This window comes from Streptomyces sp. NPDC048191 (genome assembly GCF_040652655.1).
Taxonomy (GTDB): domain Bacteria; phylum Actinomycetota; class Actinomycetes; order Streptomycetales; family Streptomycetaceae; genus Streptomyces.
This window is the reverse complement of record NZ_JBEZMO010000024.1, coordinates 15,890-31,590: the sequence shown is the minus strand read 5'-3', so window position 1 is coordinate 31,590 and position 15,701 is coordinate 15,890. Positions and strand designations below refer to the sequence as shown.

Sequence of the window (15,701 nt, the reverse complement as noted above, 5' to 3'; positions counted from 1 at the left end):
AGTCTGTGCACCGTGACTTCGCCTGCATCGACGGACAGCGTTCCGCCCCAGCTCAGCGCGGGGCCGCGCCCGGCTCCGGGCCCGGCCGCCGACGAGGGACTGGCGCGTCGGCTGCGCGCCCTCGCCTGCACCGCGCCGCTGCACGACCTCGACGCGCGCAAGGCCAACCTGGCCGGTGAGTACTCGGTGTACGGCATGGCCGAGGTGGCCCTCGCCGCCATCGACCTGGTCACGCTCAACATGGACTTCGACACCGGCGCCGACCACGAGCAGATCGTGGCCCGCCTCGTCCCGCGCATCGCCGCCCAGGCCCCGCACCGGCCGACCGCCGAGCACGAGCGCGTGGCCCGCTGGGTCCTGGAGAACCTGATCAACGTCGGCAGCGTCGACCGCGGCTTCCGCGCCGTCTACGGCACCTTCGCGACGGACGGCACGTACGTCCGCCGGGACTACGACTTCAAGCTGATCGAAGAGGTCCCCGGCCCCGGCGGCACGGTCTATCTGCGCACCACGGACGAGGCCGTCAACGTCCTGGTCGGTGCCCTCGACACCGACGTCACCAGCGCCCAGATCGCCGCCGAGGTCAAGCTGGAGGTGCTGATCAGCCGCGGCCGGCTGGCCGACGCCCAGCTCGCCGCCGAGCAGGCCCGCTACCGCACGGTGCAGTACTCGGAGACGCTGCGCCGCGCCCTGGAGGCCACCCGGCGCAACGTCCGCGCGGTCGACTGGCTCAGCACGGTGCCCGACATGATCGCCGAGGCCCTGGACCACGTGGCGGACCGCTACCGCCACGAGAACGCGATCCTCACCAACATCCGCAGGGCCCGCGACGAGACCGAGGAGCCCGAGCACAAGCGCCGTGCCGCCGAGCTCGTCGACATCGTCAAGGACTGCATCCGGCGGCACACCCAGCTCCAGTCGCGGCTGCTGGAGGCGGGCCCGCTGTTCCGCGCCGAGCAGGACCGGCAGGCCTTCGCCACGCCCACGACGACGTCCGGGACGGACCTGTACGGCCATCTCCTCGCCCCCTTGCTGCCGTTGCCCCTGGAGCAGGCGATCCGGGTCACCGACGCCTTCTTCGCGAACGGCACGGGGCTGCGGACACCGGTGTCCGTCCGCGTGGCCGATCTCGTCGACATACTGCTGACTCCGCCGGTGGAGCGGGAGCATCTGGGCGCGGAGATGCCGGAGCCGGATCTGATCGCGACGCCGGACGACAGCCGATTCAGCGAGGAGCAACTGGCCGCCGCGACGGAGTTGCTGGACCTTCCGGCCGACGCGCCGCGCAGGCTGTCGGGTCTGCTCACCGAGGCCCGGCGCACCGGCGACCCCGATCTGGCGTATCTGGTGGCCCTGTTGGCGGTCCACGCGGCCAGCCCGGCCGTCGGCACCGCCTACCGGCAGGGCGAGGAGAAACTGCTGTTCGCCGTGGACGACGGCACGGAACTGGACGACCCCGAGTTCGGCGGTGCCGACCTGATCGTGGGGACAGCCCTGCTGGACGCGGCCGGGATGGCGGCGGACAGGACGGAAGCAGCATGAGTGAGCAACAGCGCGACAAGGAGCGCCGACCGTGACCGAGCAAGTCGACCGGAGTGAGCCCGAGCCCGGCGCCGCGCCGGCCGGTTCCGCCGTCACCCCCGCCGACGCCGCCGACGCGGCACGGCTCGTCGCCTTCGGGCTGCAGCCCAAGCTGCAGCCCGCACGGGACCAGGAGTACACGGAGCTGCTGCGCCGGTACCGCGAGGACCCGGCGTTCGCGCGGCTCGCCGACGCCGTCGCCGCGGGCCTGGGCCTCGTCGTGCTGGAGGTGTCCCCGCGCGCCGGGATGGCCGTCACCGCCGCCGAGGACTCGGTGTTCGCCGTCCGCATGGGCGACTACGCGCGTCGCACCACCGCCGACTCCGGTGACCGCTTCCTGCACGGGCTGGCCCATCTCGCCGCCGCCGCACTGGCGTTCCCGCGCCCGGAGGACCTGGCCGACGACACCTACATCGGCCGCGTCACCGTCAACGGCGTCGACGCCTTCGTACGGCAGGCCTGCCGGCGTCTGGAGGAGCGGGCCGGGGAACTGGGCGAGAACACCGACCCCGCGACCGATGCCCCCGGCCTCGAGGCCGCCTGGCGGATCTGGGCCAGACGCAGCGCCACCGGTGCCACCAAGGACGCCCGCCGCCCGGCCGCCTCCACCACCGGCATCGTGGCCAAGGCCCTCGCCTTCCTCACCGACTCGGGCTTCCTGCAGCGCACCGGCGACGACAGCGGCGGCACCTACCGCACCACGGCCCGCTACCAGCTCCAGGTCCGCGACATGGCCGGCGGCGCCGCCATGGCCGAACTGCTGGAGCTCGGTGTCGTACCGGTCACCGACGGCACGGCCAGCCTGCTGCCCGCCGAGGACACCGAGGACCTGGAACTGGTGGCCGACGCCGGGCTGCCGTTCCACTCCTGAGGGCACCGAGCCCCTCGGACAACCCCGAACCACCGCACCTTTCACCAGACTTACGAGAGTCCGCCATGTACGAGCTGTCCCGGGTCCGCCTCTACTCCATCGGTCCCGCCGGTGCGCGCTACGCCGACACCGTGCTTGACCTGCGGGGCGTCGGCGAGCCCGTGCCCGACCCGGCGCCCACGCAGGCGGAGTTCTTCGAGGAGGAGCCCTCCGGCCCGCCGCGCCGGCCGGCGCCCGCCGGGGTGCTCTTCCTGGAGAACGGCGGCGGCAAGTCCGTGCTGCTCAAGCTGATCTTCTCGGTGATGCTGCCGGGCCACCGCAACACCCTCGGCGGCGCCAGCTCCGGTGTGCTGCGCAAGTTCCTGCTCGCCGACGACTGCGGGCACGTGGCGCTGGAGTGGCAGCACGTGCAGACCGGCGAGTGCGTCGTCGTCGGCAAGGTGAGCGAGTGGCGCGGGCGGCAGGTCTCCAACGACCCGCGGAAGTTCGCCGAGGCGTGGTACTCGTTCCGGCCCGGGCCCGGCCTGAGCCTGGACAATCTGCCCGTCGCCGAGTCCACCGCCGTACGGCCGCCGGTCGAGGGCGCCTCGGGCGCGCAGGGCAGGCGCCGCACCATGAAGGGCTTCCGCGACGCCCTGACGGAGGCCGGCAAGGCCTACCCGCACCTGGAGGTGCACTGGGAGGAGATCCACGACCGCTGGATCGAGCACCTCGGCGACCTCGGCCTCGACCCCGAACTCTTCCGCTACCAACGGGAGATGAACGCGGACGAGGGCGAGGCGGCCGGGCTCTTCGCGGTCAAGAAGGACTCCGACTTCACCGACCTGCTGCTGCGCGCCGTCACCGACACCCGCGACACCGACGGCCTCGCCGACCTGGTCAGTGGCTTCGGCAACAAGCTGGGCCGGCGCGCCGAGCTGATCGCCGAACGCGACTTCACCGCCGGGTCGGCCGACCTGCTCGGGCGGATCGTCGAGGCCGCCGAGGCCCGCTCACGCGCGCGTGACATCCACGCCGGCGCCGAGCGCCGCACCCGCACCCTGGCCCGGCGGCTGTCCGCGCGGGCGGTGCGGGAGCGGGTGCGGGCCGCCGACCTCGCCCAGCGGGTCACGGCCGCCGCCTACGCCGTCACCCACTCCGAGGGCGCCCGCGAGCGCAGCGCCCTGATCGCCGCCGAACTCGCCTACCGGCACGCCTCCCTGGCCCTCGCCGCCGCGGAGAAGTCCGCCGCCGCGCAGAAGCGCGAGCTGGCCGACGCCCGCACCCTGCACTCCGCCTGGCAGGCCGCCGAGGCCGTGCTGCGGCACCGGGCCGCCGCCGACCGGGCCGCGCGCGTGTCCGCCGCCATCCAGGAGGCCGAGCGGGACGCCGCGCCCGCGCTCGCCGCCCGCGCCAAGGCCGCCGTGGACCTCGTACGCGCCCTGCACGCGGCCGCCGAGAGCGCGGAGACCCTCGCCAACGAGGAGGAGGAGCGCTCCGCCGCCCTCCAGGAGGCCGGCGACTGCGCCTACCGCGACTCCACCACGGCCGCGACCGAGGCACAGCGCGCCCGCAGCGAGGCCGGGCACCTGCGCCAGCGTCTCACCGAGGTCGAGCAGGAGACCGCCGAGGCCGTCCGTGCGGGCTGGCTCGACGACAGCGCCCCGGACGCCGACCCGGCCCGCGCGGCGCTCGCCGCCAGCGACGCCGAGAAGACCGCCGTGGCCGCCTGGGACACGGCCCGCGAGGCCGCCCGCAAGGTCACCGAGCAGGCGCGCGAGGCGGCCTCCGCCGAGTCCCGCGCGGAACTGACCGCGGCCCGCGCGGCGGACGCCGCCACGGCGGCCGAGCGGGCCTACGAGGCCGAGCAGCGGCTCGCCGAGTCCCTGGCCGCCGAGGAGCGGCTCGCGGAACTGCTCAGCCTGCCGGGCGCGCCGGGCCGCGCGCGGGTGCCCGCCCAGAGGACGGAGACGGACGACGACACGCACGGGGGATCCACGGCCGGCCCCGCCGTCCCCGCCGAGGGCCCGCTCGCCCCCGAGGAACTCGACCGTTTCGCGGACGAGTTGCGCGAACTCCTCGACGAGGCCGTGTCGGCCGCCGAACGCCACCTCTTCGAACTGCGCACCGCCGCCGCCGACGACTCCAGGATCCTCGGCGCGCTCGGTGACGGCGGACTGCTGCCGCCGGGCCCGGACGTCCTGGCCACGGTGGAGTTCCTCGGCGAGCACGGCATCCCGGCACTGCCCGGCTGGCGCTATCTCGCCCAGGCCGTCGACCCCGCCGACCACGCGCGCGTGCTCGCCGCGCGGCCCGAGCTGGTCGACGGCGTGATCATCACCGACCCGGACACCCACGCGCGTGCCCGCGAGGCGCTCGGCGACGCCGCCCTGCTGCCCCGCTCCGCCGTCGCCGTGGGCACGGCCGCCGCCCTGCTCGCCCCGCCGCCTGCCGCCGACAGCACTCCGGGCGACGTCTTCCTCGTGCCGCCGAACCCGGCCATGCACGACGAGCACGCCGCCGACGAGGAACGGCAGGCCCTGCGCGCCCGGGCCACCGAGCGCGACGAGGAGATCCGCACCCTCGCCGCCCGGCTCGGCAAGGACCGTGAACTCGCCGCCCGGCTCGCCTCCTGGCGTACCGGCTGCCCCGCCGGCCGCCTCACCGAGCTGGCCCGGACCGCCGAGGAGACCCGGGCGTTCGCCGAGGAGGCCGAGGCCGAACTGGCCGAGGCACGCGCGCTGCGCGCGGAGGCCGACGAGACGGCCGCCGAGGCCACCCGGGTCCGCGACGAGCGCCAGGAGACCGCGCAGAAGGCCCGCCGCGCCGCCGACGCCCTCGCCGGACTCGCCTACCGGCTCCGCGAGCGCGCCGGCTGGCAGGTCAAACTCCGCGAACTCGCCGACGAGGCCGCCGAGTCCGAGGCCCGTGCCCAGGCCTGCCTGGAGCGCGCCCGCGCCGCCGACGAGGACCGCCGCGCCGCCCAGCGCGCCGCCGACGACGCCCGGCGCACGGCACGCACCCTGCGCGCCGAGCGCTCGGAGATCGCCGGAGCCCCCGACGACGTACCGGTCGAGGACGCGGCCGCCCCCACGGCGTCCCTGCCGGCCCTCCGCGAGGCCTACCGAGCCGCCTCGCAGGTGTACGAGAAGGTCGGCGTCGGCGCCGACCTGCGCGCCGAGCAGGCCCGTGCCGAGAGCGACGAGAGCGCCGCCCGCGCCGAACTGGACCGGCTCAGCAACAAGGTCCGCACCCGCGCCGAGCAGCTCCTCCAGTCGCCCGACGGCTCCGACGGGCCCTCCCGGCAGGCCGCCGCCGCACGCGCGGAGGAACTGGTCCAGCTCCTGGAGACCCGCATGTCCAGCGCGAGCGAGCAGCTCGGCCGGCTGCGCGGCGAGGCCGAGCGGCACGCCCCCGAGGACGGCGAGGCGCACACCGAGCTGCCCGAGCAACTCGTCCCCCGCGACGCCGAGCACGCCCAGGCCCTGCTGCGCACCGCTACGGGCGAACTGGCCGCCCGCACCGAGGCGCTGGCCGGGGCCCGGGAGGCACACGCGGAGCTGCTGGAGGCCCACCGCGCCGCCGAGGACGCCGCCGGCGGCTTCGACGAGATCGCCGCGATGCTCCGCGACCTGCTGCGCGAGCAGGCCCCCGAGGAGGAGCAGGAGGAGCCGGAGCCGTACCCCGGCGGCCTGGAGGAGGCCCGGCACTCCGCGGCCGAGGCCCGCCGCTCGCTGCGTGGCTGCGCCGCCGACCTGTCCGCCGCCGAGGCGGCCGTGCGCGAGGCGAGCGACGTCCTCGTCCGGCACGCCAACTCCACCCGCTACGAGCAGGTCCGCACCCCCGCCCGGCAGCAGATCCGCGAACTGCCCGCCTCCGCGCTCCCGGAGCACGCGCAGAAGTGGGCGGACGCCTTCGCGCCCCGACTGCGGGTCCTGACCGATGAGTTGGCCCAGCTGGAGCGCAATCGCGACTCGATCGTGGACCGCCTGCGGGGTCTGGTCGAGTCGGCCCTCGCCACCCTGCGCTCCGCCCAGCGGCTCTCCCGCCTCCCCGAGGGCCTCGGGGAGTGGTCCGGGCAGGAGTTCCTGCGCATCCGCTTCGAGGAACCCGACCAGGCCACGCTCACCGAACGGCTCGGCGAGGTCATCGACGAGGCCACGCGCGCGGCCGTGAAGAAGAACTCCGACCTGCGCCGGGACGGCATGTCGCTGCTGCTGCGAGGAGTCGCCGCCGCACTTCAGCCGAAGGGCGTGGCCGTCGAAATCCTGAAGCCAGACGCCGTGCTGCGCGCCGAGCGCGTCCCCGTCGGCCAGATGGGCGACGTCTTCTCCGGCGGCCAGCTGCTCACCGCCGCGATCGCCCTGTACTGCACGATGGCCGCCCTCCGCTCGAACGACCGGGGCCGGGACAAGCACCGGCACGCCGGCACGCTGTTCCTGGACAACCCGATCGGTCGCGCCAACGCCACGTACCTGCTGGAGCTGCAGCGTGCCGTGTCGGACGCGCTCGGCGTGCAGCTGCTGTACACCACCGGCCTGTTCGACACGACCGCCCTGGCCGAGTTCCCCCTGGTCATCCGCCTGCGCAACGACGCCGACCTCAGGGCGGGCCTGAAGTACATCAGCGTGGAGGAGCACCTCCGGCCCGGACTGCCGCAGCAGCCCCAGGCCGAAGAGGCGGTGCACAGCGAGATCACCGCGACCCGGATGTTCAAGAAGCCGGTCTCGAACACGCCGTAGCGGCGAGCGAGGCGGAACTCAGGGGTGGGACAGCTGTCCGGCCCCGCCCCGCCGGCGTATCCGCTCCTGCTCGCGCAGGGCCGTGCGCTCCTCGCGCCGGCGGGCGCGCCGCTCCCGGCGGAGAGAGCGGGCCGTGCTGCTCGGCTCGGAGATCACGCCGTACCGCTGGTTCCACACCTGGCGGGTGACCCACACGTCGACCACCGCCCAGGTGGCCACCACGGTGCTCGTCACGCTGCTGATCACCATGGGGAAGGCCAGCCAGGACTCGGCCATGGTGCACAGGAACGCGACCATCGCCTGGATCAGCGTCACGGCGATGATCAGGACCGCCCGGACCGCCGCCGTACGCACCGGATCCGGCATCGGGTGCCGTTTCGCGGGCTCCTCGATCCACAACGCCCGGTAGCTCTGCGGCTGTTCGCCGGTGAACTCCCCATCGCGCCGCTGCGCCGGAATGTCGCGATCCGGTGCCTGCGGGCCCCGTCGCGCCGTCCGGTGTCCCGCCGCACTCTTCTCGGGCGCTTCGCGCCGCTCCGCCGTGCCCATCACCGTGTCACTCCCCACCGCCAACAGACCGCTCGCCCCCGGTGTCACAAGACTCCGGCTCCCCAGTGGCTGCCCGGCTTGCGCTGATTTACGCCGCCGGGGTGCGGGATGCGGCTCCTGTGGCCCATTCCGCCCCCATTTCCCGTAGAGAAGGACGCGCGAGATCGTCCGAAGATTCCCGTCCTGCGAAAAAAACCAGCCAACCGCCCGGTCACGAGTTCGCGGTCCGGCCCGGGGCCGGGTCCCGGATCGCGGTGGCAATCTCCCGCAATGACCGGACAACTCGCCATGTCTCGTCGCCGGAGCGGAAGTTCACCCTCCGGACATGTCTTCGAGTTGGGTGTGCGGCGGTAGTAGGCTCGCGCCGTTTGTTGACCGACATGTGCACCCCCGACCGGCGGGGGTCGAGCTGGGGGAGGCCATGCGCTTTCGCGGGAAGTCGATCCGCCGGAAGATCGTGGCGCTGCTTCTCGTGCCGCTGGTGTCCCTGACCGCCATCTGGGGCTTCGCGACGGTACTCACGGGGCGCGATGTCGCCCGGTTGTTCCACGCCACCGACCTCACCAAGGACGTCGGCTATCCGACCGAGGACGCGGTCCGCGCCCTGCAGCAGGAACGCCGCCAGACCCTCGTCTACCTCGCCGACCCGCGCGCCGTCGACGCGCTCTCCGCGCTGCAGCGCACCCGCACGGCCACCGACCGGGCCATCGGCAGGATCCGCGGGAACGCCGGGCACCACGACGTGGTGGACGCCATGGACGACACCGACAGCGGACGCCTCACCTCCGCCCTGAACGCCTTCGACGGTCTCGGCTCCCTGCGACGCGGCGTCGAACACGGAACGGTCGACCGCGCCCAGGCCTTCACCCTCTACAACCGCCTCGTCGACCCCTGCTACACGCTGCTCGACGCCCTCGACGGCGTGGACGACGTCGAACTGGACAAGCAGGCCCGCGCGATGGTCAACGTCACCCGGGCGCGCGAGTTGCTCTCCCGCGAGGACGCCCTGGTCGGCTCCTCCCTCGTCGTGGGCAGGCTGACCCGCGACGAGACCCGCGACATCTCCGACCTCGTCGCCCAGCGCGCCCTCCTGTACGACATCAGCCTGCCGCTGCTGCCGGCCGCCGAGCGCGACCGCTACGACCGCTTCTGGAAGGGCGCCACCACCGCCCCGCTGCGCACGGCCGAACAGTCCGTCATCGGCACCGGCGCCGGCACGCCCGGCGACGTCACCGCCAGGAGCTGGGACTCCACCGCGGCGAGCGTCCTGGACGAACTCGGCACCCTGGACGACCAGGCGGGCGACCGCTTCCAGGACCGCACCCGCCCCGTGGCCATGACCGTCATCCTGCAGGCGGCCGTCGCGGGTCTCCTCGGCCTGGTCGCGCTCGTGCTCTCCATCGTCCTGTCCGTCCGGATCGGCCGCGGCCTCGTCCGCGACCTGCGCAAGCTGCGCCTGGAGGCGCACGAGGCCTCCGGCGTCCGGCTGCCCAGCGTGATGCGCCGCCTGTCCGCCGGTGAACAGGTCGACGTCGAGACCGAGGTACCGCGCCTGGAGTACGACAAGAACGAGATGGGCGAGGTCGGCCAGGCCCTCAACACCCTTCAGCGCGCCGCCGTCGAGGCCGCCGTCAAGCAGGCCGAACTGCGCTCCGGTGTGTCCGAGGTCTTCGTCAACCTCGCCCGCCGCAGCCAGGTGCTGTTGCACAAGCAGCTCACCCTGCTCGACACCATGGAACGCCGCACCGAGGACACCGACGAACTCGCCGACCTGTTCCGCCTGGACCACCTCACCACCCGTATGCGCCGGCACGCCGAGGGCCTGGTGATCCTCTCCGGCGCCGCACCCTCCCGGCAGTGGCGCCGCCCGGTGCAGCTGATGGACATCGTGCGCGCGGCCGTCGCCGAGGTCGAGGACTACGAACGCATCGAGGTACGGCGCCTGCCCCGGGTCGCCGTCACCGGCCCGGCCGTCGCCGACCTCACCCATCTCGTGGCCGAACTCCTGGAGAACGCCACGGTCTTCTCGCCCCCGCACACCGCCGTCCAGGTGCTCGGCGAGCGCGTCGCCAACGGCTTCACGCTGGAGATCCACGACCGGGGCCTCGGCATGACGGCCGAGGCGCTCCTGGACGCCAACCTGCGTCTCGCCGAGACCCCCGAGTTCGAACTGTCCGACACCGACCGGCTCGGCCTGTTCGTGGTCAGCCGTCTCGCCCAGCGCCAGAACGTCCGGGTCTCCCTCCAGCCGTCGCCCTACGGCGGCACCACCGCCGTCGTCTTCATCCCCGACGCCCTGTTGAGCGACGACGTACCGGACACGAACGGCATCGGCTTCCGCCTCGACCGGGACCGCCCCGGGAAGGGAAGCGGACGCGCGGCGGGCCGCGCCGTCGGACGGTCCGCCGCGCCGGCGCAGCTGCCCGGGCTGCCGACCTCGCTGCTGGACGGCCCCGTCGAGCTGGAGGCGCCCGTGGACCTCGACGCCATCGACGACTTCCCTGGGGTCCTCGCGGACGAGGACAGCGAGCGAGGAGGACTGTTCCGGCCGCGCCGTCCCCGCGCCGACGACGAGTTGCCCGCCCCCTCTGCCGACCACATGTCACGCGACGACGGCGACCGCGGTCCGATACCGCTGCCGCGCCGGCAGGCCCCCAAACTGGTCAGCTCGCACGGCAGGCCGGTCACCGACCAGCGCACTCGACGCGACGAACCGGACGAGCAGCCCTCCGCTGCCGTCCGCCGCTCGGAGACCGGCGGACTGGCGCCGCTGCCCGCCCGCCGGCGCGGCACTGCCGACCGGCGTCCCGAACTCGCCGACCGCGTCGAGGGCCAGGACCCGGCCTCCGCCGACGCCCCCACCGGCGTCCCCGCCCTGCCCCGGCGCACCCGGCGAGCAGCACCCGCCGACGACGGCCCCACCACGCCGGGCCGCCCGGCCGACGGCGCCGCGGAGCCTGTCGGCGAGGAGGCCGGGTTCGGGATCGGTGCCGCCGGGCCGGCCGGTGAGCGTGGACGTTCGGGTGGCGGCGCGGCGGAGCCTGTGGGTGAGGGGTCCGGTTTCGCGGCCGGCGCGGTCGAGCCTGCCGGCGAGCGGGGCCGCTCCAGTGACGGCGGGGCGGAGCCCGTCAGCGGCGGGCTCCGGCCCACCGGTGCGGCCTCCGGATTCGGGGACGCTGTGGCCCGCTCCGGCAACGAGACCCGGTTCAGCGGCGAGGCGGTCGGACCGGGCACCGCCCCGGACCGTTACGGCGCCGAGGCCACGCCCGCGAACGACACGGCTCCGCCCGGCCCGGCCGCCGGCCCCGGCGCCGGACTGCCCACCCGCCCCGCCGCCGGACTGCCCACCGGCCCGGCCCCCGAACGGGCCACCGGTTCCCTGCCCCGGCGCGTGCGCCAGGCCAGCCTGGCCCCACAGCTCAAGCAGGACACCGCGCGGCGCGCCGAGCGCGCGGCGCAGCCCGCCGACCGCGACGCCGACGAGGTCCGCAGCCGGATGGCCTCGCTCCAGCGCGGCTGGCAGCGCGGCCGGCGGGAGAACGCCGCGGGCGACGACGCCCACGACGGCACAGCACAAGGAACGACTAAGGGGGACGGTCGATGACCGCACCGAAGGCGACCGGCCACACGGAGACGAACAAGGGGGAGCTGAACTGGCTCCTGGACGAACTGGTCGACCGGGTCGCCAGCATCCGCAAGGCCGTCGTCCTGTCCGGCGACGGGCTGCCGACGGGTGTGTCCAAGGACCTGACCAGGGAGGACAGCGAGCATCTGGCCGCCGTCGCCTCCGGCTTCCACAGCCTCGCCAAGGGCGTGGGCCGGCACTTCGACGCGGGTAGCGTGCGGCAGACGGTGGTCGAGCTGGACGACGCCTTCCTGTTCGTCACCGCGGCCGGGGACGGCAGCTGCCTCGCCGTCCTGTCCGACGCCGACTCCGACGTCGGACAGGTCGCCTACGAGATGACGCTCCTGGTCAAGCGGGTCGGCGTGCATCTGGGCACCGCCCCGCGCACCGATCTGCCCGCGGGCGGGTAGTGGGATGACATGAGCGGAGACGGTCAGGGAACAAACCACTGGTTCGACGACGAGGCCGGGCCGGTCGTGCGTCCGTACGCCATGACGCGCGGACGTACGACGAGTCCGGCCCAGCACCGGCTGGACCTGATCGCGGTGGTCGTCACGGAGTCCGACGCGGGCGACCCCGAGAGGGATCCGACGCTGGCGCCGGAGCACGTGGACATCGTCGGGCTCTGCCGCGAACCGCAGTCGGTCGCCGAACTCGCCGCCGAACTCGACCTGCCCATCGGCGTGGTGCGGGTCCTCATCGGCGACCTGGTGCACGCGGAACTCGTCCATGTCACGCGTCCGGTGCCCCCGGCCGAACTGCCGGACGAGAGCATTCTGCGCGACGTGATCAACGGACTGCGGGCGCTGTGACCGGCGCGCGAACGGAGTACTGAGGTGACGGGCCGGCACCCGCCGCACGGGCCGGGACACCGGGCTCGGCAGCCGAGGGGCCGTCCCGGGGAGTCCGCCGTCCGACGGCATGGAAACCCTTGGCGGCGGCGGTCACGGCCGGCCGCCGCCCGACCCCATCCAGCAGGACAGTCAAGCAGGAGAAGAGACCGATGATCTTCGGGCGTTCTGAGCGCGGCAAGCCCCCGGTCGAGCCCGTCACGCTCAAGATCCTGGTGGCCGGCGGCTTCGGCGTGGGCAAGACGACCCTCGTCGGCGCGGTCAGCGAGATCAGGCCGCTGCGCACCGAGGAACTGCTCACCGAGGCCGGGCGCCCGGTCGACGACACCAGCGGTGTGGAGGGCAAGCACACCACCACCGTGGCCATGGACTTCGGCCGGATCACGCTGCGCGAGGACCTGGTGCTGTACCTCTTCGGCACGCCCGGGCAGGAACGGTTCTGGTTCATGTGGGACGAGCTGTCCGAGGGTGCGCTCGGCGCCGTCGTCCTCGCCGACACCCGCCGCCTGGAGGACTGCTTCGCCGCCGTCGACTACTTCGAGCGGCGTTCCATCCCCTTCGTGGTCGGCGTCAACTGTTTCGAGGGAGCGGCCCGTTACCCGGCCGACACCGTCCGGCAGGCCCTCGATCTGGACGACGGCGTACCCGTTCTGCTGTGCGACGCGCGTGACCGGGCATCGGTCAAGGAGGTGCTCATCGGCGTGGTCCAGCATGCGATGGACCACGCCGCCGACCGCCGCCAGGCCGCTCTGGGCTGACGACGGCACGGCCCGTACCCCCGCCGACCGGGGTACGGGCCGTGGTCCGGTGAGGAGCACTCACGCGCGCGTGCCGCGCACCTTCACGCGTCGTCCTCCTCGAGCCAGCCGAGGCTCTTCTCCACGGCCTTGCGCCAGTTGCGGTACTCACGGTCGCGTACCGGCGCCGCCATCGCCGGTGTCCACTCCGCGTCCCGCTGCCAGTGCGATTTCAGCTCGTCCAGGTCGTTCCACACGCCCGTCGCCAGGCCGGCCGCGTAGGCGGCGCCCAGGCAGGTCGTCTCCGACACCCGGGGCCGGATCACCGGGACGCCGAGGACGTCCGCCTGGTGCTGCATGAGCAGGTTGTTCTTCGTCATGCCGCCGTCGACCTTCAACGTGGTGATCCGCACCCCCGAGTCCTGGTACATGGCGTCCACGACCTCCCGGGTCTGCCAGCTCGTCGCCTCCAGCACCGCCCGCGCGAGATGTGCCTTCGTGACGTACCGGGTGAGGCCGGTGACGACACCGCGCGCGTCGGAGCGCCAGTAGGGCGCGAACAGGCCGGAGAACGCGGGCACGATGTAGGCGCCGCCGTTGTCCTCGACGCTCGCCGCCAGTGTCTCGATCTCGTCGGCCGCGCGGATGATGCCGAGCTGGTCGCGGAACCACTGGACCAGCGCGCCCGTTATCGCTATGGACCCCTCCAGGCAGTACACCGGCGCCTCCCCGCCGATCTTGTAGCCCATCGTCGTCAGCAGCCCGCTCTTGGACGGCACCGGCCGGTTGCCGGTGTTCAGCAGCAGGAAGCTGCCGGTGCCGTACGTGTTCTTCGCGGTGCCCACGTCGTAGCAGGCCTGCCCGAAGACGGCGGCCTGCTGGTCGCCCAGCGCGGAGGCCACGGGCACGCCGGCGAGCTGTCCGACCGCCGTGCCGTACACCTCGGCGGAGGACCGGATCTCGGGCAGCACCGCCTCGGGCACGTTCATGGCGGACAGGATCGAGGGATCCCACTGCAGGGTGTCCAGGTTCATGAGCATGGTGCGTCCGGCGTTGGTGACGTCGGTGACGTGCCGGCCGCCGTCGGTGCCGCCGGTGAGGTTCCAGATCAGCCAGGAGTCGATGGTTCCGAAGGCGATCTCGCCGCGTTCGGCCCGCTCCCTGAGGCCGGGCACGTGGTCCAGCAGCCAGGCGGCCTTGGGCCCGGAGAAGTAGCTGGCCAGCGGCAGCCCGGTCGCTTCGCGGAAGCGGTCCTGGCCGTCCGCGCCGCCCAGTTCGGTGCACAGGGCGGCGGTGCGGGTGTCCTGCCAGACGATCGCGTTGTGCACGGGCTTGCCGGTGGCGCGGTCCCACAGGACGGTCGTCTCGCGCTGGTTGGTGATGCCGAGCGCGCTGAGCTGGTCGGCGCGCAGCCCGGCCTTGGCGAGTGCTCCGGCCACCACGGCCTGCACCTTGGACCAGATCTCGGTCGCGTCGTGCTCCACCCAGCCCGGCTTGGGGAAGATCTGGCGGTGCTCGCGCTGGTCGACGGCGACGATCGCGCCGTTGTGGTCGAAGACGATGCAGCGGCTGGACGTGGTGCCCTGGTCGATGGCGGCGACGTACTTCTCGGCGGTGTCCGTCATGGCTGTCCCCTGGGTGGCTGGGTCGGGTCGCGGGTCGAACGGGCGCGCGGGGAGAACTGCGTACGGGTTCGGAAGTGCCGTGCGGGTGATCAGAAGGCCACGTTGTAGAGGCCGCCGGCGAGGGCTCCGCCGATCAGCGGACCGACGACCGGTATCCAGGCGTAACCCCAGTCGGAGCTGCCCTTGTTGGGGATGGGCAGGAAGGTGTGCACGATCCGCGGGCCCAGGTCGCGGGCCGGGTTGATGGCATAGCCGGTGGGCCCGCCGAGGGAGAGCCCGATGCCGACCACGAGCAGCGACACGATCAGCGCGGTGGTGCCGGACTCACCGAGTCCCTTGGTCAGCCCGAACGCGAGGATCGGCAGCACCAGCGCGACGGTCGCGATGATCTCCGTGATGAGGTTGGCGAGCGGGTTCCGGATCTCCGGGATGGTCGAGAAGATGCCGAGCGTCGGCACCGGCTCGTCGGCCGTTCCCTCGGTGGTGCCCTCCGTGCGGGTGTTGGCCTGGAACTGCGCGAGATACACCAGATACGTGAGTACGGCCCCGAGCATCGCTCCGACGAACTGGCCCAGCAGATACACCCAGACCTTGCCCCATTTTCCGGTGTCGATGGCGATGCCGAGCGTGACCGCGGGGTTGAGCTGACCGCCGGAGAGGGGAGCGGCGGTGTACGCGCCCGCCAGGACGCCGAAGCCCCAGCCGAACGCGATGACGACCCAGCCCGAGGCCCGTGCCTTGGAGTATCTGAGGGTGACGGCGGCGCAGACACCGGCACCGAACAGGATCAGGATCGCGGTGCCGATGACCTCGCCGACGAAGATGTCTCCGTTGCTCATGGCGGCTCCCTTGGGGCCGATTGGGGGCGGTTCAGCCCCGGCCGTCCGTGCAGGACCGTTCCCTTGGCGACGTCGGCCGGGAACAGGGAGCCCGCGCCCCGCCCGGCGTCCGTGACGAGCGTGCCGTCGCAGCCGCATCGCCGGGGAGGGACGGGCCGTGGAAAAGGACAGACCCGTGGCGCTGTGCCTGATAACACCGCGAATGTACGGCGATGTCGGCCGACACCGGGAAGTGTTCACCGGCGCCACGGGGGCGTCAAGGTTGCCGACGGCGACGGTGACAGCCGGGCGCCCGGTGGCCC

The 15,701-nt window shown here is 73.6% G+C and carries 10 protein-coding genes; 7 read left to right on the top strand and 3 right to left on the bottom strand.

All coding sequences use genetic code 11. The features are described from left to right. Positions 1–12 precede the first annotated feature (12 nt). The 3 genes from AB0D93_RS30570 to AB0D93_RS30560 all read left to right on the top strand — a co-directional run bounded on the left by AB0D93_RS30570 (position 13) and on the right by AB0D93_RS30560 (position 7,173). Complete coding sequence (locus tag AB0D93_RS30570) at positions 13–1,542, top strand: hypothetical protein (RefSeq protein ID WP_362126158.1); 1,530 nt, start codon at positions 13–15, stop codon at positions 1,540–1,542. Positions 1,543–1,573: 31 nt separating this feature from the next. Further along, positions 1,574–2,452 carry a hypothetical protein gene (locus AB0D93_RS30565; protein ID WP_362126155.1) on the top strand — a complete coding sequence of 293 codons (879 nt, stop codon included), beginning with the start codon at positions 1,574–1,576 and terminating at the stop codon, positions 2,450–2,452. A gap of 65 nt (positions 2,453–2,517) precedes the next feature. Then, positions 2,518–7,173, top strand: coding sequence for a hypothetical protein (locus AB0D93_RS30560; protein ID WP_362126152.1), 4,656 nt, complete (start codon positions 2,518–2,520; stop codon positions 7,171–7,173). An 18-nt stretch (positions 7,174–7,191) separates the two neighbouring features. Here AB0D93_RS30560 and AB0D93_RS30555 read toward each other — a convergent pair whose 3' ends face one another. After that, a complete protein-coding gene (locus tag AB0D93_RS30555) occupies positions 7,192–7,722 on the bottom strand; it encodes a hypothetical protein (RefSeq protein ID WP_362126149.1) in 531 nt (176 codons plus the stop codon). A gap of 421 nt (positions 7,723–8,143) precedes the next feature. Between AB0D93_RS30555 and AB0D93_RS30550 the strand changes: the two genes are divergently transcribed. The 4 genes from AB0D93_RS30550 to AB0D93_RS30535 all read left to right on the top strand — a co-directional run bounded on the left by AB0D93_RS30550 (position 8,144) and on the right by AB0D93_RS30535 (position 12,956). Then, a complete protein-coding gene (locus AB0D93_RS30550; RefSeq protein ID WP_362126147.1) occupies positions 8,144–11,326 on the top strand; it encodes a nitrate- and nitrite sensing domain-containing protein in 3,183 nt (1,060 codons plus the stop codon). After that, the gene (locus AB0D93_RS30545; protein ID WP_362126144.1) at positions 11,323–11,757 is read left to right on the top strand and encodes a roadblock/LC7 domain-containing protein; all 435 of its coding nucleotides are present in this window, start codon (positions 11,323–11,325) and stop codon (positions 11,755–11,757) included. The genes AB0D93_RS30550 and AB0D93_RS30545 overlap by 4 nt, the downstream gene beginning before the upstream one ends. A 9-nt stretch (positions 11,758–11,766) precedes the next feature. After that, entirely contained in the window at positions 11,767–12,159 is a 393-nt protein-coding gene (locus AB0D93_RS30540) for a DUF742 domain-containing protein (RefSeq protein WP_362126141.1), read from the top strand. 191 nt (positions 12,160–12,350) lie between these two features. After that, complete coding sequence (locus tag AB0D93_RS30535; protein ID WP_362126138.1) at positions 12,351–12,956, top strand: ATP/GTP-binding protein; 606 nt, start codon at positions 12,351–12,353, stop codon at positions 12,954–12,956. Between the two features lie 83 nt (positions 12,957–13,039). On the opposite strand, the gene glpK is transcribed toward AB0D93_RS30535, so the two are convergent. Together glpK and AB0D93_RS30525 are read right to left on the bottom strand one after the other, a co-directional pair. Next, the gene (gene glpK, locus AB0D93_RS30530; RefSeq protein WP_362126135.1) at positions 13,040–14,560 is read right to left on the bottom strand and encodes a glycerol kinase GlpK; all 1,521 of its coding nucleotides are present in this window, start codon (positions 14,558–14,560) and stop codon (positions 13,040–13,042) included. Between the two features lie 89 nt (positions 14,561–14,649). After that, positions 14,650–15,399 carry an MIP/aquaporin family protein gene (locus AB0D93_RS30525; protein ID WP_362126132.1) on the bottom strand — a complete coding sequence of 250 codons (750 nt, stop codon included), beginning with the start codon at positions 15,397–15,399 and terminating at the stop codon, positions 14,650–14,652. Positions 15,400–15,701 lie beyond the last annotated feature (302 nt).